Annotated in this window: 21 protein-coding genes; 14 read left to right on the forward strand and 7 right to left on the reverse strand. The window is 59.8% G+C overall.

Annotated features, from left to right (window positions below; genetic code table 11):
* From ACT3TP_RS01725 to ACT3TP_RS01735, 3 genes are all read left to right on the forward strand, one after another.
* Entirely contained in the window at positions 1–1,293 is a 1,293-nt protein-coding gene (locus ACT3TP_RS01725; protein ID WP_096284718.1) for a hemolysin family protein, read from the forward strand.
* Positions 1,283–2,245 (forward strand): GTPase Era, encoded by a 963-nt coding sequence (gene era, locus ACT3TP_RS01730; RefSeq protein ID WP_096284716.1) that lies wholly within the window; start codon positions 1,283–1,285, stop codon positions 2,243–2,245. Before ACT3TP_RS01725 ends, era begins: the two co-directional genes overlap by 11 nt.
* A gap of 296 nt (positions 2,246–2,541) precedes the next feature.
* Positions 2,542–3,777 carry a serine hydrolase domain-containing protein gene (locus ACT3TP_RS01735; RefSeq protein ID WP_096284714.1) on the forward strand — a complete coding sequence of 412 codons (1,236 nt, stop codon included), beginning with the start codon at positions 2,542–2,544 and terminating at the stop codon, positions 3,775–3,777.
* A 166-nt stretch (positions 3,778–3,943) separates the two neighbouring features.
* Here ACT3TP_RS01735 and ACT3TP_RS01740 read toward each other — a convergent pair whose 3' ends face one another.
* From ACT3TP_RS01740 to ACT3TP_RS01750, 3 genes are all read right to left on the reverse strand, one after another.
* Positions 3,944–4,762, reverse strand: coding sequence for a type II CAAX endopeptidase family protein (locus ACT3TP_RS01740; RefSeq protein WP_105552131.1), 819 nt, complete (start codon positions 4,760–4,762; stop codon positions 3,944–3,946).
* 39 nt (positions 4,763–4,801) lie between these two features.
* The gene (locus ACT3TP_RS01745; RefSeq protein ID WP_444618977.1) at positions 4,802–5,377 is read right to left on the reverse strand and encodes a DUF4396 domain-containing protein; all 576 of its coding nucleotides are present in this window, start codon (positions 5,375–5,377) and stop codon (positions 4,802–4,804) included.
* A 92-nt stretch (positions 5,378–5,469) separates the two neighbouring features.
* Positions 5,470–6,642: an FAD-dependent monooxygenase gene (locus ACT3TP_RS01750; protein WP_444618979.1), complete on the reverse strand. Its 1,173-nt coding sequence runs from the start codon at positions 6,640–6,642 to the stop codon at positions 5,470–5,472.
* Between the two features lie 343 nt (positions 6,643–6,985).
* Between ACT3TP_RS01750 and leuA the strand changes: the two genes are divergently transcribed.
* The 3 genes from leuA (at position 6,986) to ACT3TP_RS01765 (ending at position 10,371) form a co-directional block, all read left to right on the forward strand.
* Entirely contained in the window at positions 6,986–8,725 is a 1,740-nt protein-coding gene (leuA, locus tag ACT3TP_RS01755) for a 2-isopropylmalate synthase (RefSeq protein WP_096284708.1), read from the forward strand.
* 93 nt (positions 8,726–8,818) lie between these two features.
* Complete coding sequence (gene recO, locus ACT3TP_RS01760) at positions 8,819–9,568, forward strand: DNA repair protein RecO (RefSeq protein ID WP_096284706.1); 750 nt, start codon at positions 8,819–8,821, stop codon at positions 9,566–9,568.
* A complete protein-coding gene (locus ACT3TP_RS01765; RefSeq protein ID WP_096284704.1) occupies positions 9,565–10,371 on the forward strand; it encodes an isoprenyl transferase in 807 nt (268 codons plus the stop codon). The genes recO and ACT3TP_RS01765 overlap by 4 nt, the downstream gene beginning before the upstream one ends.
* Here the strand turns inward: ACT3TP_RS01765 and ACT3TP_RS01770 are convergent.
* Positions 10,368–11,405 (reverse strand): alpha/beta hydrolase, encoded by a 1,038-nt coding sequence (locus ACT3TP_RS01770; RefSeq protein ID WP_176484118.1) that lies wholly within the window; start codon positions 11,403–11,405, stop codon positions 10,368–10,370. The two genes, ACT3TP_RS01765 and ACT3TP_RS01770, sit on opposite strands and share 4 nt — an antisense overlap.
* Positions 11,406–11,466: 61 nt before the next feature.
* Between ACT3TP_RS01770 and ACT3TP_RS01775 the strand changes: the two genes are divergently transcribed.
* Positions 11,467–12,531, forward strand: a complete 1,065-nt coding sequence (locus ACT3TP_RS01775; protein WP_444618981.1) for a quinone-dependent dihydroorotate dehydrogenase — start codon at positions 11,467–11,469, stop codon at positions 12,529–12,531.
* A gap of 374 nt (positions 12,532–12,905) precedes the next feature.
* Here the strand turns inward: ACT3TP_RS01775 and ACT3TP_RS01780 are convergent, their stop codons facing one another.
* Positions 12,906–13,499 carry a DUF3043 domain-containing protein gene (locus ACT3TP_RS01780; protein WP_096284698.1) on the reverse strand — a complete coding sequence of 198 codons (594 nt, stop codon included), beginning with the start codon at positions 13,497–13,499 and terminating at the stop codon, positions 12,906–12,908.
* 69 nt (positions 13,500–13,568) lie between these two features.
* On the opposite strand from ACT3TP_RS01780, the gene ACT3TP_RS01785 reads away from it, so the two are divergent.
* From ACT3TP_RS01785 to ACT3TP_RS01810, 6 genes are all read left to right on the forward strand, one after another.
* Positions 13,569–14,978 (forward strand): dipeptidase, encoded by a 1,410-nt coding sequence (locus ACT3TP_RS01785; protein ID WP_105552126.1) that lies wholly within the window; start codon positions 13,569–13,571, stop codon positions 14,976–14,978.
* A 134-nt stretch (positions 14,979–15,112) separates the two neighbouring features.
* The gene (locus ACT3TP_RS01790) at positions 15,113–15,487 is read left to right on the forward strand and encodes a HesB/IscA family protein (RefSeq protein WP_096284694.1); all 375 of its coding nucleotides are present in this window, start codon (positions 15,113–15,115) and stop codon (positions 15,485–15,487) included.
* A gap of 213 nt (positions 15,488–15,700) precedes the next feature.
* A complete protein-coding gene (gene ctaC / locus ACT3TP_RS01795) occupies positions 15,701–16,591 on the forward strand; it encodes an aa3-type cytochrome oxidase subunit II (protein WP_096284692.1) in 891 nt (296 codons plus the stop codon).
* A gap of 5 nt (positions 16,592–16,596) precedes the next feature.
* A complete protein-coding gene (gene ctaD, locus ACT3TP_RS01800) occupies positions 16,597–18,315 on the forward strand; it encodes an aa3-type cytochrome oxidase subunit I (RefSeq protein WP_444618983.1) in 1,719 nt (572 codons plus the stop codon).
* A gap of 2 nt (positions 18,316–18,317) precedes the next feature.
* Positions 18,318–18,719 (forward strand): cytochrome c oxidase subunit 4, encoded by a 402-nt coding sequence (locus ACT3TP_RS01805; RefSeq protein WP_105552125.1) that lies wholly within the window; start codon positions 18,318–18,320, stop codon positions 18,717–18,719.
* Positions 18,720–18,803: 84 nt separating this feature from the next.
* A complete protein-coding gene (locus ACT3TP_RS01810) occupies positions 18,804–19,586 on the forward strand; it encodes a GntR family transcriptional regulator (protein WP_096284686.1) in 783 nt (260 codons plus the stop codon).
* 204 nt (positions 19,587–19,790) lie between these two features.
* Here the strand turns inward: ACT3TP_RS01810 and ACT3TP_RS01815 are convergent, their stop codons facing one another.
* Both ACT3TP_RS01815 and ACT3TP_RS01820 read right to left on the reverse strand, forming a co-directional pair.
* On the reverse strand, positions 19,791–21,023 hold the full coding sequence (locus tag ACT3TP_RS01815) for a glycosyltransferase 87 family protein (RefSeq protein ID WP_444618986.1): 1,233 nt from the start codon (positions 21,021–21,023) through the stop codon (positions 19,791–19,793).
* 57 nt (positions 21,024–21,080) lie between these two features.
* Positions 21,081–21,365 carry a DUF6355 family natural product biosynthesis protein gene (locus ACT3TP_RS01820; protein WP_096288825.1) on the reverse strand — a complete coding sequence of 95 codons (285 nt, stop codon included), beginning with the start codon at positions 21,363–21,365 and terminating at the stop codon, positions 21,081–21,083.
* A gap of 419 nt (positions 21,366–21,784) precedes the next feature.
* Here ACT3TP_RS01820 and ACT3TP_RS01825 point away from each other — a divergent pair, with 419 nt between their 5' ends.
* Positions 21,785–22,039, forward strand: a complete 255-nt coding sequence (locus ACT3TP_RS01825; RefSeq protein WP_444618988.1) for a hypothetical protein — start codon at positions 21,785–21,787, stop codon at positions 22,037–22,039.

A 22,039-nucleotide genomic window follows, 5' to 3' on the forward strand; every position in this document is an offset into this window, starting at 1 on the left:
GTGGGCATAGTCCTACTAGTCGTGGCGTTGGCCTTCATGGCCAGTGCCGCAATTCTCACCGCCGCCGATTCCGCCTTTTACGCCTTGTCCCGCAATGCGGCCGAACGGTTGCGGATCGAGTCGAATTCCAAAGCGATAAGCCATATCCTGGACGACAGCGAATCGCACGCCCAGGCGATCCGCTTCTGGCGTATCTGGTTCGAGACGGCCTCCGCGGTGGCCGTCGCGCTGCTGGTGGCCCGTTGGATTGATAATATCTGGATGGTCGGCTTGGTGGCGACTATGGTTATGGCGGCCCTCGGATTCGTCCTGGTCAGTGTCTCCCCGCGGCGCTATGGCCGCTCCAATGCGCGCAATGTCGTGCGCGCAACCGCACCGATGGTACGCCTCCTGCGGGTGCTGCTCGGCCCGATCACCAACTGGCTGGCGAGCATCGGCACCGCGATGAGCCCGGGGCCCGGAAACGATGAAGACGGCTACCTCGGCAAGGAGCGCCTGCGCGACATAGTGGACCGTGCCAGCGAGGGAGAGGACCTGGACGAAGAGTCCGCGGAATTGATCTCCTCGGTGATGGATCTGGAGGAAACCAACGTCCGTGCGGTCATGGTGCCGCGCACAGACATGGTGGTGCTCACCGGCGAACATACGATCAACGGCGCGCTGGAACTGTTCATGGCTTCAGGCTATTCGAGGATCCCGCTGATCGGCGAAGACACCGATGACATCCAGGGCATCATCTACCTCAAGGATGTGATCTCCGAGATCCACGGCCTGCAGCAGGCCGAGCGCCTCGAGGATCTCTCCCGTCCGGTGCGTTTCGTCCCCGAGTCGAAAAACGCTGCAGAACTCCTGCAGGAACTGCAGCAAGAGGCAATTCACCTGGCGGTGGTCATCGACGAGTACGGTGGCACCGCGGGGCTGATCACCCTGGAGGACCTGCTCGAGGAGATCGTCGGCGAGATCGACGACGAGTATGACCGCTCGCGCACCGAGCTGATCGAAAACCCCGATGGCTCGCTCTTCGCAATGGCCTCGGTATCCATCGATGACGTCGCAGATCATTTTGATGTGTTCATCGATGACGAAGATGTAGACACCGTCGGTGGCCTGCTCTCCAAGGCGTTGGAATCCGTGCCCGTGCTCGGATCCACCGCCGATGTCTACGGTCTGCGCCTGACCGTGGTGGCCCTGGCCGGCCGCCGCAACCGCATCGGCAAAATCCATGTAGAGCGTCTGGAAACGGACGCATCCGATCATAAAGAGAACGACGAGGAATCCTCAGATGAGCGATAAAGACAAATTGCTGGCCACCAGCGGCTGGCCCGAGAACTACCGTTCGGGTTTCACCTCCTTCGTGGGGCGCCCGAATGCTGGCAAATCCACGCTGACCAACGCGCTGGTGGGCCAGAAGGTGGCCATCACCTCGGCCAAGCCGCAGACCACCCGGCACACCATCCGCGGGATCGTGCACCGTGATGACGCGCAGCTGATCCTGGTCGACACCCCGGGCCTGCACCGCCCGCGCACCCTCTTGGGGCAGCGGTTGAACGACCTCGTCGCGCAGACCCTTTCCGAGGTCGATGCCATCGGTTTCTGCTTGCCGGCCAATGAGAAGATCGGCCCCGGCGACCGTTTCATCGCCTCCCAGCTGGCCCAGCTGCAGCGCAAGCCGATCGTCGCCCTGGTGACCAAGGCCGATCTGGTCGACCGCGAACAGCTCGCCGCGCAATTGATGTCCGTCGCTGAACTGGGTGTGGAGAGCTTCGGCGAAGACGGCTTCGCAGCGATCATTCCGGTGTCCGCGGTGAAGGAATTCCAGGTCGAAGAGGTTGCCAACGTACTGGTCCAGCACCTGCCCAAGGGACCGCCGCTCTACCCGGATGGCGAGCTTACCGACGAGCCCGAGCTGAAGATGGTCGCCGAACTGATCCGTGAGGCCGCCTTGGAAGGCGTGCACGATGAGCTGCCGCATTCCCTGGCCGTGGTCGTCGAGGAGATGATCCCACGCGAGGGACGCAGCGAAGGCAACCAGCTGGTGGACATCCACGTCTCGCTCTTCGTGGAGCGCTCGAGCCAGAAGGCCATCATCATCGGCAAGGGTGGCTCACGCCTGCGCGAGGTGGGGTCCAACGCCCGTCAGGGCATCGAGAAGCTGCTGGGCACGAAGGTCTTCTTGGACCTGCACGTGAAGGTTGCCAAGGACTGGCAGCGTGACCCGAAGCAGCTCGGCCGCTTGGGCTTCTAAGCCCGGCCCGGTAGATTACCCCACCCCCGGATCCCCTCTCCACGAGAGGCGATCCGGGGGTTGGCTTTTAACAGTTGGCTTTTAACCGGCCCCAGATAACTAGCTATATGGGATTGCGGATTCGGCCGGCCATCTGCCGTTCGAGCGGCTCGGCTCTGCGAGAGACGAGTTGGATGCACTGGGCCGGCTTCATATTCCGTAGTTCTCGGCACGGCGCGAAAATGAACGGGGGAGGAAAGATTACTCGATGGTAATGTCCAGATAATCAATGGCGCAGCAAGCGATAGGGAACGCATATGGACGGCACACAGCAGGAGCACACCCCCGCCGGAGTGAACATGAACAACTGGCGGCTTCCCAAGAACTTGCGCTGGTCCTTCCAACATATGGCCGACTTCTTGCCCACGGCACTGATCTCCCGGGGCGAAGGAACGGTGGCGCCGCTTCCCGCGGCACACCGTGACTTGGACTCGGTGAGGCTGGCCCCGGCATTCCCTTCAGAAGCGCCGCTGAGCGTGGGCTCGGTGATGGCCGCCACCGAAACCGACGGGTGGATGTTCATGCACCGCGGCACGGTGCTGGCCGAGCAGTACTTTGGCCAGATGAAGGCCGACACCCCGCACCTGCTGATGTCCATGAGCAAGTCGCTGATCGGCGCGGTGGCCGGAGCGCTGATCGATTCCGGAGTGCTTGACTCCGACGCGCGCTTGACCGATTACCTGCCGGAGGTAGCCGAGAACGGCTATGCCGGGGCCAGGGTGCGCCAGTTGCTGGATATGCGTTCCGGCATCGATTTCTCCGAGAACTACCTGGACCCCAGCGCCGGGGTGCGGATGCTCGGACAGGCCATCGGATGGTCTGCGCTCAAGGCCCCGGGGCCCACCGGCATGTACCCGTACCTGAGAACCCTGGTGCGCAAGACCGCCCACGGCGGGGTCTTCGAGTACCGATCTTGCGAGACCGACATGCTCGGCTGGATCTGCGAGTCCGCGGCCAAGAAGCCCATGGCCACCTTGCTGAGCGAGCTGCTCTGGAGCAAACTCGGCGCCGAATCGGATGCCACCATCGGCGTCGACCAGTTCGGCACCGGAATATTCGACGGCGGGATCAACGCCACGATGCGCGATATGGCCCGTTTCGGCTCGCTCTTCCTGAACGACGGACTCGCGCCGAGCGGCGAACGGGTGCTCTCAAAAGAATGGATCGCCCAAACGCTGGCCGGCGCCCCGGACTCCCGCGACGCCTTTGCCGACGGCCCGGTGGACAACCTCATGCCCGGCGGGATGTACCGGAACCAGATGTGGTTCCCGTACCCCGGCAATGATGTGGTGCTCTGCCTGGGCATACACGGGCAGATGGTCTACATCAACCGGCCCGCCGAGGTGGTGGCGGTGAAGCTCTCCAGCTGGCCGACCCCGCAGGGACCTGCCAAGCTCTCCCGCACGCTGCGCGCCTTCGACGCTATCTCCGCGGCGCTATTGGTGGAGGCCAACACCGCACCACCTGCCTCGGCGGCACCAGCCGGCAACTAGCTGCCCGGGATACGGGATCCCAGGTTGGCCAGCGATTCGGCCGCGATGCCGCAGTGCAGCGCTCGTGCGCGGATCGGGCAATTGGCCGAAGGCTGCCTTCAGCCAAAGACGAGGGCACGGATTATGGCCGGCCCGCTGCCCTGAAACTGCACGTGCGCCCCGGAACCTAGTAGAAGAAAATCGGCAGCCAGTCACGGTTGTGCGCGTGCACCAGCGCGAGGAACAGTACGAAGTCGAAGATCAAATGCACCGAGACGACGTAGGTCAGCGACTTGGTCAGCTTGAAGGTATAGCCCTGCAGCAGGGCGAAGGGGAACGTGAGAAGCGGACCCCAAGCCTGGTAGCCGATCTCCCAGAGGAAGGAAGAGAAGATCACCGCCTGCAGGATATTGGCGAGCCAGTCGGGGAAGTGGCGTCGCAGCAGCGTGAAGGTGGTGCAGATGAAGAACAGCTCATCCCAGATGCCCACGGCGTTCACTCCGAGGAAGAGCCGCCAGAAGATGGTGGGATCCGAGGCGTCCGGCCAGTTCTGGAAGACCCCCGTGCTGATCAGGTACACCGGCAGAATGAGGAAGCCCAGCGCTACCACGCCGAGCAGATACAGTTTGGCGGCCAACGGCCATTTACGTCCGGTGTTCACCGGAAATTTGATGATCTGCTCGCGGTAGGCAAACCGTGAGACCAGCCAGGGCACCAGCACGGCCATGCCGAGCGCACCACCCATCTGGAGCATGTGCCCGATGCTCAAATCGGCATTGAGCGGAACGAAGCTGATGATCGCCAGCCCCGCCGCGATCAGTCCCAGGTGGCGGGCGAGCTGGCGATCGATAAATGCTGCCGTGAGCACGCTGAGCACGAGCGTGGTGTAGCCCGCCGGGTCATTTCCTACGGCGAAGAGCAGCACGCCGGAGAGCGAGAGCAGTACCGCCGGCAGCAATTTCCAGCTGAGCGCGGTGCGGGGCGGATCATCTAGGGTGAGCTTCACACCACCAGCATGCCACCTCCGCCCGCGGCGCAAAAGGGTTCAGTGCAGCAGCGTGCCGAGCGAGGCGACGAAGCCGCCGAGCAGAAAAGCGCCGACGCCGATGGCCAGCGGCCGGTTGTCCATGCCCGCGCCTCCGCCCAGTGCCTGGTGGGTTACCGCGTGCCCCTTGCCGCGGCGCAGCTGGGCCCGGTTCACCGGCCAGGCGACGAAGAAGGCGACGGTCAGGGCGAGGGCCATGGCAACCCAGAAAACGGGGTTGAGGACCCCGGAGTCCATGGCTCCGGGAATGAGCAGCATGACGAGGTTGTCCACGATCTCCATCGTCAGGATGGACAGGGTGTCGGCGGCGAGCACCAGGCCCAGGGCGGCGGACAGGGCGATGCCGCCGCGCACCAGCGGGATGGCCGACAGTGCGTAGCCGAAGAGGAAGGCCAACGAGATGGACAGCGCCACAGTCGGCAGGTTTGCCCATCCGGCCGCGGTGCCCACCAGCAGCCCGATGATTTCCCCGATGGCGCAACCGGTCAGGCAGTGCAGCGTTGCGCCCACCGCCATCGACGACATGTCATGCCCGGCGCCGTGCCCGGCGTGCTCACCGTTCGTATCGTGTTCCATGGATCTCCTTCCGGGTGCTTTCAGGAATCGGCTAGCCTTCCGCGGTTGTTCAGCATCATACCGCCTGCGCCGTGGCCGGCTACGTGCCCACGCTATGTGGCGATGCGCTTGAGGATCTGCTTGGCCACCAGCCGGTCTGCTCCGGGCAGATGGGTTGCCCGAACGATCCAACGGCGCACCAGCAGCTGCAGCTTGTTCTTCGGCAGGAAGGTATTCGCCGCACGCCGCCCCGAGGCCTGCGCGGTGGCGATGACCGGACGCATGGCCCGTTCATAGCCGGCCAGCGCGTTCGGCAGCTGCGCCGGTTCGGTGACTGCGGCCAAGGCCTCGCCGAGGGCTGCGGCGCCGGCAATGGCCATGGAGCCGCCCTGGCCGGCAAGCAGCGATACCGCGGCCGCCGCATCTCCGAGCAGCACCACCGGACCGCGGTGCCAGCCGGGCATGACCACCTGCGCTACGGCATCGTCGTAGGGATGCTCCGGGCATAGCCGAAGAAGCCGATCCACCCGTCCATCAACTCCGGCGAAGGCCTTGCGCAGCCGCTGCCGGGGATCGCTGGGCGTCGTGTCTTCCGGTTGGCGATACACCAGGAAGGCGGCAACCTCGGTGGAACGCAGCCCGTAGATCCCGGCGGTGCGGTTGACCGTATCGCTGAGCACCAAACGGTTCTTGAACTCCCGATTCAGCTGTGGCTCTTCAACGATGAAGGCCGCCGCCCGCATCCCCAAGGGCCGCAGGTAGTCTTCTTCGGGTCCGAAGACCGCGGCCCGGACCATTGAATGGATCCCGTCGGCACCTACCAGGAGCTCCCCGATTTCCGGATGCTCCTGGCCCGCTAGCTGCACCTGTACCCGAGCATCCGTCGTTTCGATCCGCTCAACCCGCGCGCCGTAGCGGATGCCAACTCGGCCCGGGGCAACATCCTGCAAGGCCTTGCGCGCCGCACCTTCCATATCCGGGCGCAAGAGCGTAAGCACTCGCCCGCCTGCCAGGTCCGAGAACTTCTGGTAATCTAGGCTTGCGGTGCGCCGGCCCTTCGCGTCAACGTATTCGGCGGCCTGCACCCGGTAGGCAACCTCTGCCAGATAGGGGTAGAGCCCGATGCGTTCGGCGGCGCGCAGGCCGGGGCCGAAGAAGTCCATCATGTAGCCATCTGGGCGCGGCTTCTTAGAGCGTTCAAGCACCAGTACCTGCCAGCCGGCCAACCCGAGCTGGCGAGCCGCGACAAGGCCGGCAATTCCCGCTCCGATGATGATCGCCTTCATCCGTAGCCCTTCCCTCAGCTCCACCGCCCGGGCCCGCGTGCAACCGGGCCTGAAATCCCATTGTTCGCACGTTTGCCCCGAGCTGTCCATGGCCATCGAGCCGATCCCGAAGATCGCTTCCCCGGCCGATGTCCACTATTTGACACAATTGAGTAGCAAATCCCGTCGCAGTTCAAAGCGGTGTTATGCTCAAAAAGTGCATTTCGAGCTTCTACTTCTAATCTGCCGCTGCGAGGATCCAAGAGACCGTTAGTGGTCTATTCGGCCGACCTTCTCGCCGCGGAGTAGCTCTTGTCTGGCCCCACACAACTAAGCACCAACATTGTCTAGGGGATACACCGAAATGCAGAACATGCAAAAATCTTCGAACATGCCAATCCACAAGTATGTTCCCTTCCAGGACCAGATCGAAGTCAACCTGCCCGATCGCACCTGGCCAGATAAGTACATCACCACCGCCCCGCGCTGGTGCGCGGTTGACCTGCGTGATGGAAACCAGGCACTGATCGACCCGATGAGCCCCGAGCGCAAGCACAAGATGTTCGACCTGCTGGTGGAAATGGGCTTCAAGGAAATCGAGGTGGGCTTCCCTTCCGCCTCGCAGACCGACTTCGACTTCGTCCGCCAGCTCATCGAACGCGGCATCCCGGATGACGTGACCATCCAGGTGCTCACGCAGTCCCGCGAGCACCTGATCGAGCGCACCTATGAGGCGCTGGAAGGCGCCAAGCAGGCCATCGTCCACCTGTACAACTCCACCTCGGTGCTGCAGCGCGAAGTCGTCTTCCGCCAGGACGAGGACGGCATCGTGGACATCGCGGTGCAGGGCGCGCGGATGTGCAAGAAGTACGAAGAACAGCTGACCGGCACCAAGATCACCTACGAGTACTCGCCAGAGTCCTACACCGGCACCGAGCTGGCCTTCGCCAAGCGCATTTCCGAGGCCGTGGCCGAGGTGCTGGAGGCGACTCCGGAAAACAAGATGATCTTGAACCTGCCGGCCACCGTCGAAATGGCCACCCCCAACGTCTATGCGGACTCCATCGAGTGGATGCACCGCAACCTGGCAAACCGCGATTCGATCATCCTCTCGCTGCACCCGCACAACGACCGCGGCACCGGAGTAGCCGCTGCCGAGCTGGGCTACCTGGCCGGCGCGGACCGCATCGAAGGCTGCCTGTTCGGCAATGGCGAACGCACCGGCAACGTCGACCTGGTGACCTTGGGCATGAACATGTTCGGCCAGGGCATCGACCCGCAGATCGACTTCTCGGACATGGACCACATCCGCCGCACCGTCGAGTACTGCAACCAGCTGCCAGTGGCAGAACGCAGCCCGTACGGCGGCGACCTGGTCTTCACCGCCTTCTCCGGATCGCACCAGGACGCGATCAAGAAGGGCCTGGAAGCCATGGAGGTCAAGGCCTCGGCTGCCGGCAAGGAACTGAACGATATGGTTTGGGCGGTTCCGTACCTGCCGATCGATCCGAAGGACATCGGCCGCTCCTACGAAGCGGTGATCCGCGTGAATTCGCAGTCCGGCAAGGGCGGAGTGGCCTACCTGCTGAAGAACGACTACAACTTGGATCTGCCACGCCGTGCGCAGATCGAGTTCTCCGGGGTTATCCAGAAGAAGACCGAAACCGAAGGCGGCGAGGTTTCCTCGTCCACCATCTGGAACGTCTTCCAGGATGAGTACCTGCCGGTCAGCGAGGACTCCGGGCTGAATGCCTGGGGCTACTACGAGATCGCCTCGGCGACCGCGGCCTCCGCCGAAGACGGCAGCTTCCAGCTGGACGTCAAGCTGATCGTCGACGGCGTCGCCCACGAGCGCAGCGCCCAGGGCAACGGTCCGCTGTCGGCCTTGGTGAAGCTGCTCAACGATGACGGAGTGGACCTGCGCGTGCTGGACTACAGCGAACACGCCATGAGCGAAGGCGGCAACGCCCGCGCCGCGGCATTCGTCGAATGCGCGGTGGGAGATCGCATCCTCTGGGGGATCGGTTTGGACACCAACACCAACATCGCCGCGCTGAAGGCGGTCATTTCGGCAGTCAACCGGGCAATCCGCGACGCCGCCTAACCGCTGGAAGATGCTGAACGCCACGGGGCACAACTTCGGTTGCGCCCCGTGGCGTTTTTAGTCCTGCGCGGTTGAGGTGGGAGAATTGGGGATGTGTCACGTTCCGGATTCGCCTCGCGCAGCTACCGCACCCGCGGTCTGGTGTTGCGCACCCATAAACTTGGCGAAGCGGACCGCATCATTACGCTGATCACCCCCACGGGCTTGGTCCGCGCCGTCGCCAAAGGCGTACGGCGCACCTCTTCGCGCCTCGGCGCCACGCTCGAGCCGTTTATGGAGGTTGATGCGCTGATCGTGATGGGACGAAATCTCGACGTCGTCTCCCAGGCACAGCTGCGCACCCCCTACGGCCAGCAGCTGGTCACCGACTATGCGAGCTACACGGTAGCCACCGCCATGGTTGAAATTGCCGAGAAGCTGCTTGAAGCAGATGCCGATTCGACCAATAAGCAGTATCTGTTATTGCATGGTGCGATCGCGTTGCTCTCCAAGCATCGGGTTGATGACGGAGCCGTGCTGGATTCCTATATTCTTCGCGCTCTGTCCATTGCCGGCTGGGCCCCCTCGTTCACCGATTGCGTGCGCTGCGGTGCAGCGGGGCCGCATGAGGCACTGAATGTGCACCTGGGCGGGGTGGTTTGCCCCGCCTGCCGGCCAGCGGGATCGCTCGCCCCGCATCCGATCACCATCGGGTACCTGCAAGCCCTGCTGACCGGCGACTGGGACACGGTCGCCCAGGGGGGACCTCGAGCGAAAAAGCAGGCAGCGGATATCGTTGCCAGTTACCTGCAATGGCACCTGGAACGTGCCGTGAAGTCATTAAGACACGTGGAGAGAACATGAGCAAGCTTCGCCCCATCACCGGCCGTCCAGGTCCGGTCGCCCCATACCCGCACCCGGATAACCCGGTGATGCCAAGCATTCCGGCGGCGCTGATCCCCGAGCATATCGCGATCGTCATGGACGGCAACGGGCGCTGGGCGAACCAGCGCGGCCTGCCGCGTACCGAAGGGCACCGGGCCGGGGAGGCCGCGTTGCTCGATGTCATGGCCGGCGCCGTGCAGCTGGGCATCAAGCACGTCTCCGTCTACGCGTTCTCCACGGAAAACTGGAAACGCAGCCCGGAAGAGGTGCGCTTCCTCATGGGGTTCTCCCGCGATGTGCTGCGCCGCCAGCGCGATACCTTGAATTCTTGGGGTGTGCGGATCCGCTGGTCCGGGCGTGAACCGCGCCTGTGGAAATCGGTGGTCAACGAGCTTCGTGCGGCCGAGGAGCTAACCGAAGGTAATCTCGGTTGCCAGCTGACCATGTGCGTGAACTACGGCGGCCGCGCCGAGATTGGCGATGCGCTGTCCGCGATTGCCAAGGACGTCGCAGCCGGGAAGCTGAAGGCCTCGGCGGTGGGGGAGAAAACTCTCGGCAAATACCTCTACGCCCCAGAGCTTCCGGACGTAGATCTTTTCCTGCGTACCAGCGGCGAGCAGCGCACCAGCAACTTCCTGTTGTGGCAGTCGGCCTACGCGGAAATGGTCTTCCTCGATCAGCTTTGGCCAGATGTGGACCGCAGGACGTTATTCACCGCCGTCGAGCAATTTGCGCAACGCGATCGACGTTACGGCGGGGCAGTGGATAAGCCGAAGAATTAGCGCGGCCGGTCGAGGAGCCGAAGCCACAGCGCCAGATCGCGGTAGGCGGCGGCCCTGGCAGGCTCTGCCGAGGTGAAGACGTCATGCATGGCCCCGTGGATTTGCGCGAGCGTCACGAAACTTCCCAACTTCAAGGCACGCAATCGGATCTGGTGTATGTCAATCACCGAGTCGGTGCTCTGCATTGCCGGCGAATAGCTGGTGCTGAAATGCGAAGCGTCAGAACTGATCACAAATATAGGTTGCGTCAGGTTCAGTCCCTTGGCGACGGTGGCGTGTCCGTCGAGAATGGTTTTCATCCAAGCGGTAGTCGGCTGGAATGCCAGCCGCGGCCGCCATAGCCGATGGATGTCCCATTCCCCGACGCCTTGATCGCTCAAAGAATTCCAATAGTGGTCAAATTCCGGCAGTGCCAATTTACGCCGGCCATTGGTGCGGCCGATCGCTTCGAGAATTCCATGCATCGGAACGCGCAAAAATGCGGTGCCTTGAAATTCGAGCCACGGCGCATTGAGCACCAGGGCCTGGATGCGCGGGCCGGTGCGTGCCACCCACAGGCTAAGGATCAGCCCGCCTTGCGAGTGCCCCTGCCCGATGATCGGCAGGTCGGGATGGGCCGTGCCGAGCAGGTCCATGGCGGCTTCTAGTTCCTGGTCATATACCGCGAGGTCATCGACGAAGCCTGGAATTTCGTGTTCGGCCCGAAGACTGCGCCCGTAGCGCCGCAGATCCAAAGCGTAGAAATGGTATCCACGCTGATGCCAGAATTCGGCAAGTTCGCGGTTGAAGAAGTAGTCGCTCCACCCGTGGACGCTGAGCACCACCCCGTTGAACTTTCTCGGTAGGCGGTTGCGCCAACCGGCGGGCTTGTAGCGCACGAGCGTGCCCACTGCCGGCCCCTCGGAATCGGTACCGAAGTCCAAGGTCGTATATTCGAAGCCCTCGCCTAGCGGATCTGCCACCCATTGCCCTGGGTTGGTCGTGGTGGTGAAGTCCGGCCACTGCCCGCTAGGTAAATTCGATGAGACCTTCATATGTTGAAGCATACCGACCGCAAGTTGTCTGAATCGGGAACTTCACGAGAAACTAGTAACCATGCGCATTTATCCCCTGGTCTTCAAGCATGTTTTCACCAAGATGGATCCTGAAAAGGCCCATTACTTCGCCTTTGACGCCATCAAGCTCATGCAACGTGTGGGATTGACCAAGGCATCCCGAAAGTTTTTTGCCCCCGATCCGAAACTCCAGCGAACCGTGATGGGGATAGATTTTCCATCACCATTCGGCCTGGCAGCCGGGTTTGATAAGGGGGCCACCGGTATTTTGGCGCTGAGCGACATCGGTTTCGGCCATGTCGAAATCGGTACCGTGACCGGTCAGGCCCAGCCGGGCAACCCCTTGCCACGGCTTTTCCGTCTTGTTGATGACCGTGCGGTGATCAACCGCATGGGCTTCAACAATGAAGGAGCCGAGGTCGTCGCCGCCCGCGTCGCCACCGCACGTCAGCGGCTCAAGTCCGACTATGCCGGCACCCGCCCGGTCATCGGAGTGAACATTGGCAAGACCAAGTTGGTCGAACTTGACGATGCGGTGGGCGATTACCTGCAGTCCACGCGTCAGCTGGCCAACCATGCGGATTATTTGGTGGTCAATGTTTCCAGCCCGAACACTCCGGGCCTGCGCCTGTTGCAAAGCGTTGAGTCGCTGCGACCGCTGCTCAGCGAAGTCGGGCAGTTGGCCGATCAGGTCTCCGGCCGCCACATCCCGCTATTGGTGAAGATCGCACCGGATTTGAGCGATGAAGATCTCGTCGATGTCGCGACGTTGGCTACCGAGCTAGGCCTGGACGGGATTATCGCCACCAATACGACGATTGGACGCGAAGACTTGTCCAGCGATGCCGCCAAGGTCGAAGAAATCGGCGCCGGTGGTTTGTCCGGTGCTCCGTTGAAAGAACGCTCGCTGGAAGTGCTTCGCCAGCTACGTGAATTGGTCCCCTCGAAGATGGCCATCATTTCCGTCGGCGGCGTGGAGAACGCCGCCGACGTCGAGACACGGCTCGCTGCGGGCGCCGATCTCGTTCAGGGGTACACCGCGTTCCTCTATGAGGGTCCGTTCTGGGCACGCGCCATCAACAAGGAACTAGCTAGCCGCCGGTAATCTGCTGTCGAAGGATCGGTCTGAAGCTCCCGAAATACCGTTTCGGGAGCTTCGCTGTCTCTGGGTGCCATTTCCCGCATGAAAAACCGCCCAACGCTGGGGGAGAAGCTGGCCAGCCCAATGCGGCCGTGCTCATCGGCACCATCTGTTACCAAATCCAAACCTTGTGGATACTCGCAAAGGGCTGGTAAACCCGTTTACAAGGGCAAATGTGATGCAGCAGTGGTGGCACAGGCTTTCGACTTTTATAACCTTGTAAAGCGATTCACAGGATTTCTATTTTGTGAAAGGCCTCGCTTTATGCGGGGCTGAACGACATAAAAGAAGGGCGGATTCCATAAGGAATCCGCCCTAAGAAGATTTGGACAATGAAACTAGTCGATGTCGGCGCCGCGCTTAATCTGCGGCTTCGGCAGGCGCAGCTTGCGGAACTGCATGCCGCGCATCGCCGCGTACATGCGGATTCCACGATCCATGGAGCCGAATTTAGCGACCAAGCGGCGCTTGAGCAGCACCGTAGTGACGATCAATTCGATGATCACCAGGGCGATGACAACCCACAGGGCACCCTGCACGTACATCTGTACCGAGAGGTTCTGATTGAACGTCAACGACAAGATCAGGAATGCGAAGATTACGAACATCATGAATTCGCTGAACATCCAGCGCGAGTCGATGAAGTTACGGGCATAGCGCTTCTGCGGACCCTTGTCGCGAGGCATCAGGTAGCGTTCGTCACCGGTCTCATTGGCGATGCGCAAGCGGTTCTGGGCTTCGATGCGTCGTTGACGATCGGCTTCCTTGGCTGCCTTGCGATCGGTAGGCACTAGTGGGCGCTGGCGGCTGGCTTGCTGCGCGCTGCGCTTAGGGGTCGGGCCAGTCTTGCGGCCGTCAGTTGATTCGGGAGCCAGTGCAGTCGGCTCCTCATTTGCGGGGGATTGAGAGTCATCTTTTTTACGTCCAAACACGCCCCTATCCTACCGGGTTGTTTGCGGCACAGTGACATTAGCAACCTAGGTCATTGCTAGGCTGAAGTCATGACAAATAATTCTTCAGTCGTCGCCTCGAACCATGGCGTCGATGTCACTGCCCTGAAAAGTCATATCGAGAAGAACTTTGAGAAGATCCTCAAAGAGCTCGGTTCGCTGGTAGCCATCCCTGGCGTCGCTTGGGAATCCTTCGATCCGGCCAATCTGGAAGAAAGCGCTCAGGCCGTGGCCGCGCTGGCGCGTGACGCTGGCATGGAGAGCGTTGAGATTCTGCGCGAGCCAGCCGAGGATGGCGTCATGGGCGCACCGGCGGTGGTGGCTCGCCGCATGGCCCAGCCTGGCAAGCCAACCGTCCTGCTCTACGCGCATCACGATGTCCAGCCTCCTGGCAACGAAGAAGACTGGAACACTCCGGCCTTTGAAGCCACGAAGGTGGGGGAGCGGCTCTATGGCCGCGGTGCCGCGGACGATAAAGCGGGCATCATGGTGCACATTGCTTCCCTGTGCGCGGTGCTGGATTCCGTGGCGGATTTTGGTGTCGGCGTCACCTACTTCTTCGAGGGTGAAGAAGAGGCTGGTTCGCCATCCTTCAGGAACTTCCTGGAGGCGCATCAGGACAAGCTCGCGGCCGACGTTATCGTAGTGGCCGACTCCTCTAACTGGGCCGTGGGAACTCCCGCCCTGACCAGCTCGCTGCGCGGCATGGCGGCCGCGGAAATCACCGTGCGCTCGCTGGGGCACGCAGTTCACTCGGGCATGTTTGGCGGCCCGGTGCTCGACGCACCGGTTCTTGCAGCGAAACTCATTGCGTCATTCCATGATGAAAATGGTTCGGTTGCCGTGCCCGGTTTGGTGGCGAACGATATCGCCGAGGTTGACTTCGATGAGTCCGAGTTCCGCCGCGACAGCTCGGTGCTTGAATCCGTTCAACTGGCAGGCACGGGCAAGATCACGGACCGCTTGTGGAATAAACCAGCGCTCAGTGTCATTGGAATGGATATGCCCAGTGTTGATCGCTCGTCCAATACCCTGATCCCGCAAACGCGCTTCAAGGTATCGATGCGTTTGGCTCCAGGACAGGAACCAAGCCAGGCCTTGGCCTCGCTGGAAGCTCATGTGAACTCCGTGGACCTGCGTGGTGCCGAGGTGCAGTTTGTGGCTACCGAAGCAGGTAGCGCCTATCAGGCGGATCTTGAAGCTTCGGCTAATGGCACCGCACGCTGGGCCCTGGAGCAGTCGTGGGGAGTTGAGCCGGTCAGCATGGGCCTGGGTGGATCGATTCCGTTCATTGCAGATCTGCTCGACGTATTCCCGCAGGCCCAGATCCTGGTGACCGGCGTGGAAGACCCCGACTCGCGGGCGCACTCGGCTAATGAGTCGCTTCACATTGGGGACTTCCAGAAGGCGATTGTCGCAGAAGCCCTGCTGTTGGCGCGGATTAATTCCGAAGGCCTGTGAACCGCGTCATACAAGGAGAAGTTCTGAGAGCATTTTCAGCGACCGCGACGTAGTATTGAATCAAGAAAAGGCGCCATATAACCTGAAGATATTCGGGCCGACGGTGTCACACCAAGCAGTATGGGAGGAAAATCATGACTGCAGCAGTTGACCAGACCAAGGGTGACTCAACCGAGCTACCAACCCACGAGGTAGAAATTTCCGACGTGGCTGCGCAGAAGGTGCGTTCACTTCTGGAGCAGGAAGGCCGTGACGACCTTCGTTTGCGTATCGCCGTTCAGCCTGGCGGCTGCTCGGGCCTGATTTACCAGCTCTACTTTGACGAGCGCATGCTCGAAGGTGACGCACTGCGTGACTTCGACGGCGTAGAGGTCATCGTCGACAAGATGAGCGTGCCGTATCTCTCCGGCGCTTCGATCGATTTCGAAGACACAATTTCAAAGCAGGGCTTCACCATTGATAACCCTGCAGCCTCCGGCTCCTGCGCCTGTGGAGATTCCTTCCACTAGGCCTTAGGGAACTAACGCCGCCGTTCAAACGTTGAAGAAATTTCTCGTTAGAACGGCGGCGTTTTTCGGTATTCTGGGGTCGAAGAGGGTAAGCTCTACATTAAGTAGTAAAACTATGTTTCCCTTCGTGAGCCACCTCACCGTGCAACTCGTTTAGCCGCGAGGTGACTTATGAAGACCACATTCTGCACCAACAAAGAGGAAGGGCCGTCTGTGAGTTCGCAACACCGAACCGGCAGTCTCGGATCCGCCAAGGCAAAAGTTATTGCCTTGGTTGGCGCCGGCGCATTGCTGCTGACGGGATGTACAGCGGAGGCTAAACGCGGTTGGCTCCCAAATGTGGAGCGCGATACCACGAACCACACTGGAGCAATCCAGGATCTATGGGTTCACTCTTGGATCGCCGTGATCATTATCGGAATTCTGACCTGGGGTCTGATGCTTTGGTGCGTCGTGGCTTACCGTCGCCGTAAGACCGATACTGGTTACCCACGTCAGCTGAGCTACAACCTGCCATTGGAGATCTTCTACACGGCCATTCCTTTGGTCCTTGTTTTGGTCTTCTTTAGCTTCAATAACACTGTTGAGAAGTCAATCAACGCACCTGTGGATTCCGAGGTCGTCGTAGACGTCCGCGCGAAGCAGTGGTCGTGGGACTTCAACTACAGCTACCAGGGCCAGGAGAAGTACTTCGCTGGCGAACAGGCTCACCTGAACAAGGACGGCTCGGCTGGCGTGAAGGAATCACTGCCTACCTTGTACCTGCCTGCAGGTAAGTCGGTAACGCTCGAGCTTAACAGCCGCGATGTTATCCACTCGTTCTGGGTTCCAGCATTCCTTCAGAAGCTGGACATGATTCCAGGCAAGACCAACTACATCTACCTGACCCCACAGGTTGAGGGTAACTTCGATGGCAAGTGCGCCGAGCTTTGCGGCGAGTACCACTCGGAGATGCTCTTCAACGTTGCGGTCGTTAGCGACGCAGAGTTCAAGGCTGAACTTGCCAAGCTGGAAGATGGCCACATTGGTGAGGAATACGACCGTCAGCCTAACAAGGTCAACTCCATCGTTGTGGAGCACGGTCACGCAGAGGAAGGAGAGTAATCGCTATGACTACGTTTGAGTATGCTACCGACGACGTCAAGTCGATTGCCCCATCCGTCGTGCCGAAGTCAAAGGGTCGACTCTTTGTCGACTACATTACTTCGACCGACCACAAGAAGATCGGGTACATGTACCTGATCACCTCGTTCATCATGTTCTGCATCGGTGGCGTCATGGCGCTGCTGATTCGTGCGGAACTGTTCGAGCCAGGTATGCAGATCCTGCAGACCAAGGAACAGTACAACCAGCTGTTCACCATGCACGGCACCGTCATGCTTCTGATGTTCGCAACCCCGCTCTTCGCAGGTTTTGCCAACGTGATGATGCCACTGCAGATCGGTTCCCCGGATGTGGCCTTCCCACGTCTGAACGCATTGGCCTTCTGGTTCTTCTCCTTGGGCTCGACTATCGCCCTGGCTGGCTACCTCACCCCTCAGGGTGCCGCTAGCTTCGGTTGGTTCGCTTACGCACCATTGTCGAACACCACCTTCTCGCCAGGCATCGGTGGAGACCTTTGGGTCTTCGGCCTTGCACTGTCGGGCTTCGGTACCATCCTTGGCGCCGTCAACTTCATCACCACCATCATCTGCTTGCGTGCTCCTGGCATGACCATGTGGCGCATGTCGATCTTCGCGTGGAATACCTTGATCACCTCGATCTTGGTCCTGATGGCCTTCCCACCGCTGGCAGCTGCGCTGTTCGCCTTGGGTGCAGATCGCCGCTTCGGGGCACATATCTTCGACCCGGATAATGGTGGAGCCGTTCTCTGGCAGCACCTGTTCTGGTTCTTCGGTCACCCAGAGGTTTACATTATTGCGTTGCCGTTCTTCGGTATCGTTTCGGAGATCTTCCCGGTCTTCAGCCGCAAGCCGATCTTCGGCTACAAGGGCCTGGTTTTCGCGACCATCTCCATTGCAGATCTTTCGGTCTCCGTTTGGGCTCACCACATGTACGTGACCGGTTCCGTGATGCTGCCGTTCTTCGGCTTCATGACGATGCTGATCGCGGTGCCGACCGGCGTGAAGTTCTTCAACTGGATCGGCACCCTGTGGCGAGGTTCGATTACCTTCGAAACTCCAATGCTGTGGAGCATCGGCTTCCTGATCACCTTCTTGTTCGGTGGACTGACCGGTATCATCCTTTCCGCTCCATCGCTGGACTTCCACGTTTCGGATACCTACTTCGTGGTGGCACACTTCCACTACGTGGTCTTCGGCACCGTGGTGTTCGCAATGTTCGCCGGCTTCTACTTCTGGTGGCCAAAGTGGACCGGCAAGATGCTCAACGAGCGCCTTGGCAAGATCCACTTCTGGCTGCTGTTCATCGGCTTCCACGGCACCTTCCTGATCCAGCACTGGCTGGGCGTTATGGGTATGCCACGTCGTTACGCTGACTACATGCCAGAAGATGGCTTCACCGCCATGAACCAGGTTTCGACCGTGTTCGCCTTCATCCTGGGCATGTCGATGATTCCGTTCTTCTGGAATGTGTGGGTCACTCACCGCAATGGCAAGAAGGTTGAAGTTGACGATCCATGGGGCTTCGGCGCATCGCTGGAGTGGGCAACCTCTTGCCCTCCACCACGTCACAACTTCCACTCGATCCCACGAATCCGCTCCGAGCGCCCTGCGCTGGATCTGCACCACCCAGAACTGAGTGGTCGTTCCACTCCTACTGCTGGTGCCGCAAAGATCTTCGGACCGGCTGACCAGAAGGACCTGTAAAGATGAAAGTTGAATCCTGGCTTTTCCTGGGTGGAATCTTCTTCTTCACCCCAGTGGCAATTGTCTATGGCTACATGACCAACTGGAACGAATGGGTAGGCCTGCTGGCTCTGCTCATGCTCACCGGTTTGTCGGCCATGGTCGGCGGTTACCTGTTCTTCACCGCCAAGCGTGTTGGTGCTCGTCCAGAGGACCGCATTGATGGCGAAATCCACGAGAACGCCGGAGACCTCGGTCTGTTCTCGCCATGGAGCTGGTGGCCACTGGTACTTGCCGGTGCCGCAGCAATTGGCTTCCTCGGCTTGGCCGTTGGATGGTGGGTCTTCTACATTGGAGCAGGCCTATCGGTAGTCGCACTTGTTGGCTGGGTTTACGAATACAGCCGCGGCGATCACGCCCACTAAGTAGTTCTCTTAACGGGGTGACAAGTTTTTACTTGTCACCCCGTTAGTATTTTAAGCAGCACCGCCTTGTCAAAGGAGATCCTCGTGCGTTACTCGCCGACGCCAGCCGTTACCGCCACACTCGATGCACAGAGCAAGACGAGCAAGTATCGCCAGATCCGTGACATTCTGAAGACGCATGCCCGGGAGGCCTGCAAGCCAGGTTATAAGCTTCCACCCGAGCGTGAGCTGGCCGCTCACTTTGGCGTGGCGCGAAAGACCATCCGCCAGGCAATTGATGCCTTGGTCGATGAGCAGGTACTCAAACGCGTGGTCGGCATCGGCACCTTCGTGGTCCCGGAAAAAATGGATCTCCGCGTACGGCTGCACTCGTACTCCGAAGATATGATGCGCCGCGGCATGGTGCCCGACGCACGCGTGCTGGAGTTCGACGAACTCAAGGCCTCGGCCTACCTCAGCGCGCAGCTCATGGTTGACGAGGGCACGGCGGTGATCCGCTTCAAGCGTCTGCTGCTTGCGGACGGCACCCCCATGAGCCTGGATGAGAACTACATGCCCGCGGACCTGGTGCCAGGCTTCACCGACGGACCGCCGCCATCCAAGCTCTATCAGGCGCTCCACGAGCGCTACGGGATCTTGCTGGAGTGGGGCGAAGACCAGGTTGAAAGCACCGCCGCAAGCAGCGCGCAAGCGCTACTGCTCGGTGTTGAACCTGGCTTCCCACTTCTGCAGATCACCCGATATGCCTACATTGGCGAGCGGCTTGCCGACTATTCGGTCTCGCTGTATCGCTCAGACCGGTACAAGCTCTTTGTGCCGCTGCAACGGCTCGGAACGCGCACACCTCGCTATACGGAGAATTTCTAGGCTTAGAATCGCGTACAGCGGCTCTGGCGAGTGTTCCACCATTGCCTAATTGCTTCCGACCGCCCTCAGCGCCGTAGCTCTCCTGCGCTGACTACCGAATCAAAAATCATGCATTCGCTCCTGCTTTATTGTTCTGCGAGATCTCTACAGCACAAACATCAACCCACAAGCGATGGTTTTTGAGCTGGTTGATCCGCTCTAAGACTATCGCTTGCTGTTTTGGCCCTCGGGTAGTCGTGCAGGATTAGAAGTACCTGTTTCTGAGATTTCGAACGAACTAGTCCGCAGAGCGAGAACGACTCCCAAAGCCAGCGTCAGCAGGAGCAAACCTTCGCGGAGGGCTGTACCAATCGCAGTGAGAATAATATTCTCAGGTAGCGACGTGAGCATCCAATCTCCGAGGTCGGTTGGTTGCATAAGAAGAAAGAGCAGTCCTGTTAATCCCCAGCGCCGGGTGCGGGCGTTCAGGGAGAGACGCAGGACAATAAACACCAGGAACACCCAATGGTGTATCCAGCTAACCGGTGAGAGCAATTGGATGCTTGCACCGGCTATAAGAACTGCATCGAGTGTTCGCTGTGCTTTGTGTAAGCGGTAAGCAAGGGCCAGAGCTGTCGTGGCTACGCCTAAGATGAAGAAGGCTTTGACTGCTAGGGGTGCATCCGGCCAAAAGTATGCGAGAGCGCCGGAAATGGAATTGTTCCCGCTCGTTGCGAAGTTGCTGCCCAGATCTACTTTGTCGCTTAGCGACAGGATCTCCACGCTCAGATAATGCCATGTATTTACGGGGAAGAGTACAGCGCCGATGGCCAGGGTTCCCAGACCTCCTGCACACATCCACATTGCTGCTCGGAACTGGCGAGTGATCAAAAGATAAAACAGAAAGAATGCCGGAGTGAGCTTGATTCCTGCTGCAATGCCCGTCAATAAGCCACGTGGGAGCCAAGAAATCCGCTGTGTCTTGTTAGCCGCTAGATCATAGAGGCAGGCAACAGCTAGCAGGATATTGATCTGTCCGAAAGCAAGATGCTGAGCGATCACTGTCGTTCCGCTCAGCAGGAGAAACAGGGCGATAACAAACTTGGATGAGGGATCCTGGCTGATAGAGCGGGCGAGGAATCTCAGCGCCCAAGCGAGTCCGCAAAGCATGACGAAGGTCCAGGCCACCCAGGCCAGCATTGGTGGGAGCCAAGCGAAAGGCTGGATGAGTAAAAGGGTGAAAGGGGTGTAGACGAACGGCAACCCCTCATCTGGCAACTGTCCGCTGAAAATATTGTGAGCGTAGATATTCTCGGTAGTGAAAGCCTGCCGCGCCGCGTCGTAGTAGACAAAAAAATCTACGGGCATGTAGGTCACGCGAGATAACGCCAGACACAGAAAAAGTAAGGTCATTGCCAGCGGGAGAAGATACTGAATTAAGTATTTCTGCTTTAGCACTGGCAACGACCTTACTTGTCTATTGGGTAGAGATTCTCTCTACTCACTCTATGACAATTAGCAAGAGCGAAGATAGAAGGCGTTGGTGATTGAGTAGATTCCACCGTCCTGTTTCCGCAGCAGAGTTGTGCCTGGACCGACGCACTGCTCGTAGTTTCCTACAACCTGGTCAATCTGGATGTAGGCATTGCCTGAACCGCAGTGGTTGTAGTAGCTGTATCCCCCGCTTGCGTAATAGCCGCAGGTGGCAGCTTGTGCGGCAGGCGCCGCTACGATTGCGCCCGAAGCAATAATGCCCAGCGCTAATGCGGCTCCTGTGAGGCGTTTCTTCAATCCGATCATTGTCTTACCTTCCCTTTTGAGATGCAGTGACAAGTCCACAATATGTATATTTAGATTTTTAAACTAGAAGTGATATTTAAATATTTTGAGTGTAGGATGCGCAAATCAAATATCTGGACTAAGGGGCGGACACCTTCTGGAATCGGTGGCTAGAGCAGTAGGTGGGTCTGTAATATGCCTTTATGACTGCGACAATTATTCGCCCACTTAGGGGTCGGATTCAGGTAAGGGGTTTGCGCGCTCCCCGAACTGGACAGCCGACGAACAGGGAACTGTTTAGAACGGCAACTGGCGCTGCCATCCGACCGACATGGGTTGGGGCCCCTCCTGGGGAACCGGGCTGGAAAGGGTATTGGGCGATCGCACGTCAACATCTAACGGACGTTGCTGAAGCAGTCGCTATCCGCGATGGACTCGTATTGATCGAGATGCACTACAGCACGGCCGAGCAGTGCGATACGAGATGTCAGACAGCTGAAGGCAATGACTGCACGTGCTCCTGTGAAGGCAAATACCATGGAAAGGGGGAGCATGCAGCTTGGCTCGAAGTCGGCGATACGACGCTGTTTCGCGGGGGAGAAGAGAAGATCGTGACGCGTTCTCTAGATGATCAACAAGCCTTGCAGGATCGCGATGACAGGTTGGACGAACTCATTCGTCAGGTTGGAAATTGA

It is taken from the genome of Glutamicibacter sp. AOP38-B1-38, from assembly GCF_052377485.1.
Taxonomy (GTDB): Bacteria; Actinomycetota; Actinomycetes; order Actinomycetales; family Micrococcaceae; genus Glutamicibacter.